The following is a 9,693-nucleotide window of genomic DNA, read 5'->3' on the forward strand; positions in this document are numbered from 1 at the left end:
GAAAAACTTAATTCCACTATACTTTTTATATGCTTTTGCAAAACTAAATTCCGCTCTTTGCCTTCAAGGGGTGGAATTTACTTTTTCAAATGAGGTACAACAAGTTGACACCGTCTACAAGGGGAATCCTATTGACAGGACAAGCTGATATATATTAGAATATACGGCAAATATAATAAATGGAGAAGCGATGACGAAGAGGAGTAGCATGAATTATCGTTTACAGAGAGCGGGGAATGGTGAGAACCCGTAAAGTGAATTCATGTGAAGAACACTTCACCAGCTTCAATCTGAAAGCCACAGTGCATGGCATGTGGCAAGTAGGTGCGACGTAGGCCGAACGTTAAAGCGGCAAACACTAAGAAGTGACTGTACAATGGAGTGCAGTAATTCAGGTGGTACCGCGGACGAATGATAGTGCTGTTCGCCCTGATATTTTCATGTCGGGCGAGCAGCTTTTTTAATTATATGGGCGCTCTCCCGATACCGTGAGTTTGATAAAAGATGAGGAGGGAGAATTTATGGCAGAGGTTTATCGTACCAGGACCATGAACCAAATCACCGAAGAAGATATCGGCAGCGTCCTTAAAATTGCGGGATGGGTGGAAAACATCCGGGACCACGGCGGCGTGTCCTTTATTGACCTGAGGGACATGTATGGTGTCATGCAGGTGGTCTTCAGAAACATCGAGCTTCCAAAAGGCGTCAGAAAGGAAGAATGCTTATCCATTGAAGGTGTGATTGAAAAACGGGATGAAGAAACCTACAATCCCAAGATACCCACCGGCACCATTGAGCTTGTGGCGCAAAAAGTGACGGTTTTGGGCCGGGTGTACAGGGATCTGCCCTTTGAAGTCGTCACTTCCAGGGAGATTCGGGAGGACGTGCGCCTAAAGTACCGTTACCTTGATTTAAGAAACCGCAAGGTAAAGGACAATATCCTCTTCAGGTCCCAGGTCATCAGCTTCCTAAGGCAGAAGATGACCGAGATGGGCTTTGTCGAGATCCAGACGCCGATTCTTTCGGCCTCCTCACCCGAGGGAGCACGGGATTATATCGTTCCGTCAAGAAAACATAAAGGGAAGTTTTATGCGCTGCCCCAGGCGCCCCAGATTTATAAGCAGCTGCTGATGGTCTCGGGCTTTGACAAGTATTTTCAGATCGCCCCCTGCTTCCGTGACGAGGATGCGCGGGCCGATCGCTCTCCCGGAGAGTTCTATCAGCTCGACTTTGAAATGAGCTTTGCCACCCAGGAAGATGTTTTCCGCGTGGGCGAGGAGGTGCTGACGGCAACCTTCAAAAAGTTCGCCCCCGAAGGGTATGCCATCACCGAGGCACCGTTCCCCGTTTTCAGCTACAAGCAGGCCATGCTGGAATTCGGCACCGATAAGCCGGACCTTAGAAATCCCCTGCGCATCATCGATGTGACCGATTTCTTTCAGAAATGCTCGTTCAAGCCCTTCCATAACAAGACGGTCCGGGCCATCAAGGTGCATGCCGACATGTCCAAGGGCTTCCATGAAAAACTGCTGGAATATGCGCTGTCCATCGGCATGGGTGGGCTAGGTTACCTTGAGATCCAGGAGGATATGACTTATAAAGGCCCCATCGACAAATACATCCCCGCAGAAATAAAAGGGGAGCTGGCCCGGATTGCCGGCCTTATACCCGGCGATACCATATTCTTCATTGCCGACAAGGAGAAGCTTGCCAACAAGTACGCGGGGCTCATCCGCAATGAGCTGGGCAAGCGCCTCGACATATGCGAGAAGAATGCTTACCGCTTCTGTTATGTCAATGATTTTCCGATGTATGAAATGGATGAGGAGACCGGGAAAATCCAATTTACCCATAACCCCTTCTCCATGCCCCAGGGTGGGCTGGAGGCCCTGACTACCAAGGATCCTCTGGACATCCTGGCTTACCAGTATGACATCGTCTGCAACGGCGTTGAACTTTCTTCGGGCGCGGTCCGCAACCACGACCTGGATATCATGGTCAAGGCTTTCGAGATTGCGGGCTATGATGAGGAAACCTTGAAAAAGAAGTTCGGCGCGCTTTATAATGCTTTCCAGTACGGGCCGCCACCCCATGCCGGCATGGCTCCGGGGATCGAGCGGATGATCATGCTGCTCAGGAACGAGGAAAACATCCGCGAGGTTGTGGCTTTCCCCATGAACAGCAACGCACAGGATCTGTTGTGCGGCGCGCCAGGCGAGGTAACCGAACAGCAGCTGCGTGAGGCGCATATTAAAATCCGAAATTAAGCATGTCAAAAACCATCCGGCCAAATGTGACAGCCGGTCGCTGTCAGAAATGGAGTGAGGATTATGGCGATTTCAAAAGCCGAGATAGAAAAGCTCGCGAAACTTGCAAAACTGAGCTTCTCGGATGAAGAGCTTGAGCGGTTTACAGCCGAGTTTGACGAGATAATTGCCTTTGCGGATACCATCAACCAATCCATCGAGGGCGGAACCGAGCAGATTAGAAGCGTGGGTGCGAGAATGGTCTCCTTTGACGACCTGCGCCCAGATGAAGTAATGCCGTCCCTGCCCAATGAAAAGATCCTTTCCAATGTTGAAGGGTATAACGGATTTTTCAGTGTGGAAAGGAGTAAAAAATGAGAGCGGGAATATCTGAACTGGCCATAAAACTGCGTAACCGCGAAATTTCAGCGGTGGAGCTGACCAAAGCCTATATCGATGCCATTGAAAAACTGAATCCAACCCTCAATGCCTATGTGCATCTGACCTTTGATATTGCCCTGAAGGCAGCGGAGCAGGCCGACCAAATGCTTAAGGAGGGCGATGCGCCGCCCCTCTGCGGCATCCCCATGGCCCTGAAGGACAATATCTGCACCGACGGGCTTCCCACCACCTGCTGCTCCAGGATCCTTACGGGCTTTAAGCCATATTATGATGCGACCGTGTGGGAGAAGCTGAAAAAGCAGGGTGCGGTGCTTCTGGGCAAGACAAACATGGACGAATTCGCCATGGGTAGCACCTCGGAAACCAGTTGTTATGGGGCGCCGCTGAATCCCAGGAACACGAATTATGTGACCGGTGGTTCTTCGGGCGGCTCGGCCGCGGCCGTTTGCGCCAACCTTGCGGTATACAGCCTGGGTTCGGATACGGGCGGCTCCATCCGCCAGCCGGCTTCCTTCTGCGGTGTGGTTGGGCTTAAACCTACCTATGGCGCGGTATCCCGTTATGGGCTCATCGCTTACGGAAGCTCCCTGGACCAGATAGGGCCTCTGACAAACAGCGTGAAGGATGCGGCCATCGTTTTTGATGCCGTCAGAGGCGGCGACAAACGTGATCAGACCAGCGTGGATTATGATTATGGCCCATCACTGACCCAATGCCTGGAGCAGGATGTAAAGGGCTTGCGCATCGGTGTGGCCGAGGAATTCTTTGAAGGAATCAATCCGGAGATCAAGTCGAAGATTGAGGAAGCCATCGCCCTGCTTGAAAAGAACGGGGCGAAAATCGAGCATATCCGGCTTCCGGCCCTGAAGCTGGCGCTTCCGGTCTATTACATCATCGCCTGCGCGGAAGCCTCTTCCAACCTGGGACGTTACGACGGCATCCGCTATGGCTACCGCACAGCCTCCTATACCAGCATTGAGGAAATGATTGTTAAAACCAGGAGCGAAGGCTTCGGTGACGAGGTCAAGCGCCGCATCATGCTGGGTACCTATGTGCTGTCCAGCGGCTATTATGATGCCTACTACAAGAAAGCCTGCCTGATTCGTGAAGAAATCAACCGGGAATTCGACGCCGTCTTTGAAACATGTGACGTGCTCGTTGCGCCTACGGCCCCCAATACTGCATTCCCGCTGAACTATAAGGGGGCCAGCCCCGTGGAGATCTATTTATCGGACATCTGCACCGTGCCTGTCAACATCGCAGGCGTTCCGGCCATCTCGGTTCCCTGCGGAGTAGATGCCAAGGGGCTTCCCATCGGCATGCAGATCATCGGTAAGAAGTTTGACGAGGCAACGGTGCTTCAGGTGGCTCATTTCTATGAACAAAGCGCCGGAGAAGTGATTGGTGCTTACGAAGGAGGTGCCGGGATATGAATTATGAAATTGTCTGCGGCATTGAAACCCATATTGAGCTTGCGACCAAAACCAAGATTTTCTGCGGCTGCACCACCGAATTCGGGGGAGAGCCCAACACACATTGCTGCCCTGTTTGCACCGGTCAGCCGGGAACCCTTCCCATCCTCAACCAGAAAGTGGTGGAATATGCCATTAAGGCGGGACTTGCGCTGAATTGCAAGATCAATACCAAGTCCCATATGGACCGGAAGAACTATGTCTATCCCGACTTGCCCAAGGCCTACCAGATCTCGCAATATGACGAGCCCCTCTGCGAAAAGGGGTATATCGAACTGGACAGCGGCAAGCGCATCGGTATCACCCGCATCCATATCGAGGAGGATGCCGGAAAGCTCGTCCATGAGAACGGGTATACCTATATCGACTATAACCGCGGCGGCGTTCCGCTGATTGAGATCGTTTCTGAGCCCGATATTTCTTCAGCCGAAGAGGCAAGGGAGTATGCCGAAAAGCTGCAGCTGACCATGCGCTATATCGGCATATCGGACTGCAAAATGCAGGAAGGCTCCATGCGCTGCGATGTCAATCTCTCGCTGCGAAAGCCCGGCGATCCCAATTTCGGCGTAAGAACCGAAATCAAGAACATTAACTCTTTGAGCTTCATTCAAAAGGCCGTCATAGCCGAGGCGGAAAGGCAGGCCGATATCCTGGATGCGGGGGGAACCGTTGTCCAGCAGACCATGCGCTACGATGAGGCAACCAACAGCGTCACCCCGATGCGCGATAAGGAAAACTCCGATGATTACCGCTATTTCCCCGATCCCGACATTCTGAGGTTTTGCATTGACGAGGCGAAGGTGGAAGAAATCCGGGCGTCCTTGCCCGAGCTGCCCTTTGCAAAACTCAGGCGATACGTGAATGACCTGGGGCTTCCCGAAGCCACAGCCAAACAGATCTCCAGGTACAGAAAGGTGGCCGAATTCTTTGAAGGTGCTCTGGCTGAGGGTGCAAGCGTAAAGAATGCGGCCAACCTGATTGTCGGTACCATCTTTTCCAACATGGACACCGAGGAGGAAAAGGAGCTGTTTGCCGTCAGGATTTCCGCCGCCCAGTTTGCCGCGCTCGTCAAGCTGGCTGACGAGAAGAAAATCAACATCGGCGTTGCCCAGAGTACCTTGCAGAAGATGCTGGAAAGCGGCAAACCGGTGGAGGAGTTCATCAAGCCGGAGGATCTTGTGGGCATCTCCGACGAGGTGCTTGAAAACCTTTGCAGGGAAGCCATCGAAGCCAATCCCAGGGCGGTAGACGATGTCAGAAACGGCAAGGACAAGGCCATCAATGTGATGTTCGGCTACATCATGAAGAAGACCGGCGGTAAGGCGGACATCCGCAAGGCGGAAGCCTTGTTGCGAAAGCTGATCGGACCGTAAAAATGCAGGATATGCAAGATGGCGGCGTCAAGAAAGGATTGTGAGGGCTGCAGGACTGAAAGACGCCCTGCTCGATCCATTTAGCAGGAAACAGCAGGATAAAGGCGATAAAAGCGGTTTCTGGCTCAGCGCGCAAGAAGCGCAGAAGTCATAAACTGGGAAAAGCAAAACGGCACCGGTATTGCTCAATTTCAAAATGAAATTTTTGATTTTGCATCTTGCAAAACATGAAGGAGTCTGGTAAAATATATAACATGAAGAATCCGGAGAAGGATTCGGGTCAACGGACCTAAGCAGTTGCATAGTGTTTTGTCGGAAACAAAGGCGTTTCACCAAGTGGGTGGAGCGCCTTTTTTCATTGTTTTGTTTGCAGCCGGTGACGAACCGGAATAAATACTCAAATTTGCGAGACAGAACAAGCTTTAATAGTGAAAGGGGAATAGGTCATGGAAAGCATGGAAAGATGTATTCAAGAGATCGGTTCCGGTGTGTTTGGTTCAGCCGTGTTCAGTGACACGGTCATGCAGGAGCGCCTGCCAAAACCTATTTATAAGAAGCTGAAGAAAACCATTAAGGAAGGCCTTCCGCTTGATCCGGATGTAGCCGAAGTCGTGGCCTGTGTGATGAAGGATTGGGCGGTTGAAATGGGTGCAACCCATTTTACCCACTGGTTCCAGCCGCTGACCGGCGTTACTGCTGAAAAGCATGACTCCTTCCTGTCGCCTACCGGGGATGGCAAGGCCATTATGGAATTCTCAGGCAAGGAGCTCATCAAGGGTGAGCCCGATGCTTCATCCTTCCCCTCCGGTGGTCTTCGCGCAACCTTCGAAGCCAGGGGCTATACCGCATGGGATTGTACTTCCCCTGCATTTGTTAAGGACAAAACGCTGTACATTCCCACCGCCTTCTGCTCCTATACCGGTGAGGCCCTGGACCTGAAAACCCCGCTTCTGCGTTCAATGGAAGCCCTCTCTAAGCAAGCGCTTCGCATTCTGAAACTCTTTGGCGATACCACCACCAAGCGGGTTGTCACGACACTGGGTCCTGAGCAGGAGTACTTCCTTGTGGACAAGGAATACTTCCTGAAGCGTAAGGATCTGGTTTATACCGGCAGAACCCTGTTTGGCGCCAAGCCGCCCAAGGGACAGGAGCTGGAGGATCACTATTTTGGCATTATCAAGGAGAAGGTCTCCCGCTTCATGCATGATCTGGATGCCGAGCTCTGGAAGCTTGGAGTTTCCGCAAAAACCAAGCACAATGAGGTTGCGCCTGCGCAGCATGAGCTGGCTCCGGTATTTGCCACCACCAATATTGCCACCGACCATAACCAGCTGACCATGGAGATCATGAAAAAGGTGGCCGACAGGCACGGACTGGCATGCCTCTTGCATGAGAAGCCGTTCGCAGGTGTCAATGGTTCCGGTAAGCACAATAACTGGTCCATCTCAACCGACGATGGCAAGAACCTGCTCGATCCCGGAACAACGCCATCGGAAAATGCCCAGTTCCTCATTTTCCTGGTGGCTGTTATCAAGGCTGTGGATGAGTATGCGGATCTCTTACGCTTCTCTGTTGCCTCAGCCGGTAACGACCACAGACTGGGAGCCAACGAGGCGCCTCCGGCCATCATGTCCATCTTCCTTGGCGACGAGCTGACCAGCGTTATCGAGCAGATTGAGACCGGTGTGGTCAAGAACAATGGAACCAGCAGAACCCTGGAGATCGGTGTATCCACGCTTCCGGTTCTTCCGAAGGATACCACCGACAGAAACAGAACTTCTCCCTTCGCCTTTACAGGCAATAAGTTCGAGTTCAGGTCCGTGGGTTCCTCGCAATCCATTGCCACCCCGAACTTTATCATCAATACCATTGTAGCCGAAACGCTGAGTCAAATCGCTGATCGTCTCGAAAAGGCAGAGGACTTCCAGGCTGAAGTGAATGCCGTGGTCAAGGAAATTATTAAGAACCACAAGCGCATTATCTTCAATGGCAACAACTATTCCGAGGAATGGGTCGCCGAGGCCGAGAGAAGAGGCCTGCCCAACCTGAAAACAACCGTTGATGCCATTCCTGCATTGATTGCGGAGAAGAACGTCAAGGTGCTTGAAAAGCACGGCGTTTTGAACGCTGCAGAAGTGCATTCCCGCTATGAAATCTGCCTGGAGAACTATATCAAGACAATCCGCATAGAAGCCCTGACCATGATCGAAATGGCAAGCAGGCAAATCCTCCCGGCATGCATGGCTTATACAGGAAAGGTTGCATCCACCGTTGCATCCCTCAATGCGGCAGGTGCGGATGCCTCTTTCGCCAAGGACGAGCTGGATAAGCTCGTATCGCTGACATCCAGCCTGAAGGCCGCCATCGACAAGCTCGGTGCCAAGCTCGAAGAGGTGGATGCGCATGAAGGAGATTCCCTGGCTCATGCCCGCGCCTATAAGGATGTCATCATTCCGCAGATGAACGAACTGCGCGACGTTGCCGACAAGCTTGAAACCGTGGTGGATGCAAGCCTGTGGCCGATACCTACATACGGTGATCTGCTGTTCAGCGTCATCTGACAGGTACTTGTTAGATAGCTCGGTTCGACATGTCGGGAATGAGCTGAGTAGAATAGCATGGCGTACATAAAACTGGCAGATAACCGAGCCTGGTTATCTGCCAGTTTTTACATTGAGCCAAACCGGCATATGAAAGAACCCTGATATCACAAAGCCAAAGGATGTGATGAATCGATGAAACCTGTAATTGGTGTTATGCCCCTATGGGATGATGAAAAAGATAGTCTTTGGATGTTGCCGGGGTATCTTGACGGAATAACGGAAGCCGGCGGATTGCCTGTCATTTTGCCGTTCACCGATAAAATCGATGAAATCACACAGCTTGCAGATATGTGTGACGGCTTTTTGTTTACCGGCGGGCATGATGTTTCGACCGGGCTTTATGGAGAGGAACCGATAGGGGATCTGATTGAAAGCTGTTTAAAAAGAGATGTCATGGAAAAAGTTTATCTTGAAATAGCCATAGATGATAACAAGCCCATATTAGGCATTTGCAGAGGTATACAGCTCATTAATGCTGCATTGGGCGGCAGCCTGTATCAGGATATCCCGTTGCAGTACCCCACAAAAATAACGCATTGTCAAAATGCCCCTTATGACGTTCCTGTACATACGGTAAGCATTATTGAAAAAACCCCTCTGTTCAGCTTGCTTAATACTACGAGACTTCCGGTTAACAGCCTGCACCATCAGGCCATAAAACAACTGTCGCCTGTGCTGAAAGAAATGGCAATATCTGAGGACGGGTTAATCGAAGCGGTTTATATGCCCGGACATAGATTTTTATGGGCTGTACAATGGCATCCGGAGTATTCTCATAAGACAGATTCCAACAGCAAAGCTATTTTTTCTGAGTTCGTCAAGTCCATGATTTAATGGTAGACCCTTTTGATAAGAAGGCAGATAACCAAACCTGGTTATCTGCCATTGATGCTGTCCCGCAACACTTTATGGAGCCATCACATGTATCTGAACTTAAGCCCCATGGATCATGCATGTTTGTAATTAATCATCCTGGCATATAATTTATGAATCCCGAATTTCCAGCAAAGCAGCATGCCCACGACGGCACCGACCACGGCCTGAAGTATCTGGAAAGGCAACTTCAGCAAAGCATACTCCGGCGTGCTGTATATGAAGGCTCTGCCAAGCGAATACCCAACGACCATGATGACAGCGCCGACGGCAACGCCTATTCCCGATGCAAGACGAGGGTTGCTTTTCAGGAATCTGTGCGCAAACAATGAAATGACAACAGCCTGAAGACCATGCGTAACAAGGGAAACAAACATCGGTGCAGGGTAGAACAGAAAATCGCCGATAAACGCTCCGATACCGCCTACCACAAATGCCTGCAATGGATCCAACAGGATTGCTGCCAGGCAAATCACGATGTCATTCAAATACAGGTGTCCTCCCGGAACCGGTATCCCGAAAGAACTTAGCGCGATATTCATTGCCATAAACAGGGCAGTTACTGTCAGCTTAACAGTGGTGTTAGAGCCGTTATTCATGTTTACGTATCCCCTTTATTGATTTATTGACTTAGTGTAAAATTGTTTTAGGTTAAAAAAACAAGAGACCCCTCTTTTTTGGTAAAATATTGATCAACGAAAAACAAACAAAATACCAAGGAGGA

The 9,693-nt window shown here is 50.8% G+C and carries 7 protein-coding genes and 1 other annotated feature; of the genes, 6 read left to right on the forward strand and 1 reads right to left on the reverse strand.

Going from position 1 to position 9,693, the window contains the following annotated elements; all coding sequences use genetic code 11:
- Positions 1–181 precede the first annotated feature (181 nt).
- Positions 182–435 (forward strand) — a binding site (T-box leader).
- A gap of 86 nt (positions 436–521) precedes the next feature.
- From aspS to F3H12_RS12330, 6 genes are all read left to right on the forward strand, one after another.
- A complete protein-coding gene (aspS, locus tag F3H12_RS12305; protein WP_149679617.1) occupies positions 522–2,267 on the forward strand; it encodes an aspartate--tRNA ligase in 1,746 nt (581 codons plus the stop codon).
- Positions 2,268–2,330: 63 nt separating this feature from the next.
- Positions 2,331–2,624 (forward strand): Asp-tRNA(Asn)/Glu-tRNA(Gln) amidotransferase subunit GatC, encoded by a 294-nt coding sequence (gatC, locus tag F3H12_RS12310; protein ID WP_149679618.1) that lies wholly within the window; start codon positions 2,331–2,333, stop codon positions 2,622–2,624.
- Complete coding sequence (gatA, locus tag F3H12_RS12315; protein ID WP_149679619.1) at positions 2,621–4,081, forward strand: Asp-tRNA(Asn)/Glu-tRNA(Gln) amidotransferase subunit GatA; 1,461 nt, start codon at positions 2,621–2,623, stop codon at positions 4,079–4,081. Before gatC ends, gatA begins: the two co-directional genes overlap by 4 nt.
- Positions 4,078–5,493, forward strand: a complete 1,416-nt coding sequence (gene gatB / locus F3H12_RS12320) for an Asp-tRNA(Asn)/Glu-tRNA(Gln) amidotransferase subunit GatB (protein WP_149679620.1) — start codon at positions 4,078–4,080, stop codon at positions 5,491–5,493. Before gatA ends, gatB begins: the two co-directional genes overlap by 4 nt.
- A gap of 455 nt (positions 5,494–5,948) precedes the next feature.
- Positions 5,949–8,054 (forward strand): glutamine synthetase III family protein, encoded by a 2,106-nt coding sequence (locus tag F3H12_RS12325; protein WP_149679623.1) that lies wholly within the window; start codon positions 5,949–5,951, stop codon positions 8,052–8,054.
- 174 nt (positions 8,055–8,228) lie between these two features.
- A complete protein-coding gene (locus tag F3H12_RS12330) occupies positions 8,229–8,930 on the forward strand; it encodes a gamma-glutamyl-gamma-aminobutyrate hydrolase family protein (RefSeq protein ID WP_149679621.1) in 702 nt (233 codons plus the stop codon).
- A 113-nt stretch (positions 8,931–9,043) separates the two neighbouring features.
- On the opposite strand, the gene F3H12_RS12335 is transcribed toward F3H12_RS12330, so the two are convergent.
- Positions 9,044–9,568, reverse strand: a complete 525-nt coding sequence (locus tag F3H12_RS12335) for an ECF transporter S component (RefSeq protein WP_149679622.1) — start codon at positions 9,566–9,568, stop codon at positions 9,044–9,046.
- Positions 9,569–9,693: the final 125 nt, after the last annotated feature.

The organism is Thermoclostridium caenicola (assembly GCF_900142095.1).
In the GTDB taxonomy this organism is placed as follows: Bacteria; Bacillota; Clostridia; order DSM-8532; family DSM-8532; genus Thermoclostridium_A; species Thermoclostridium_A caenicola.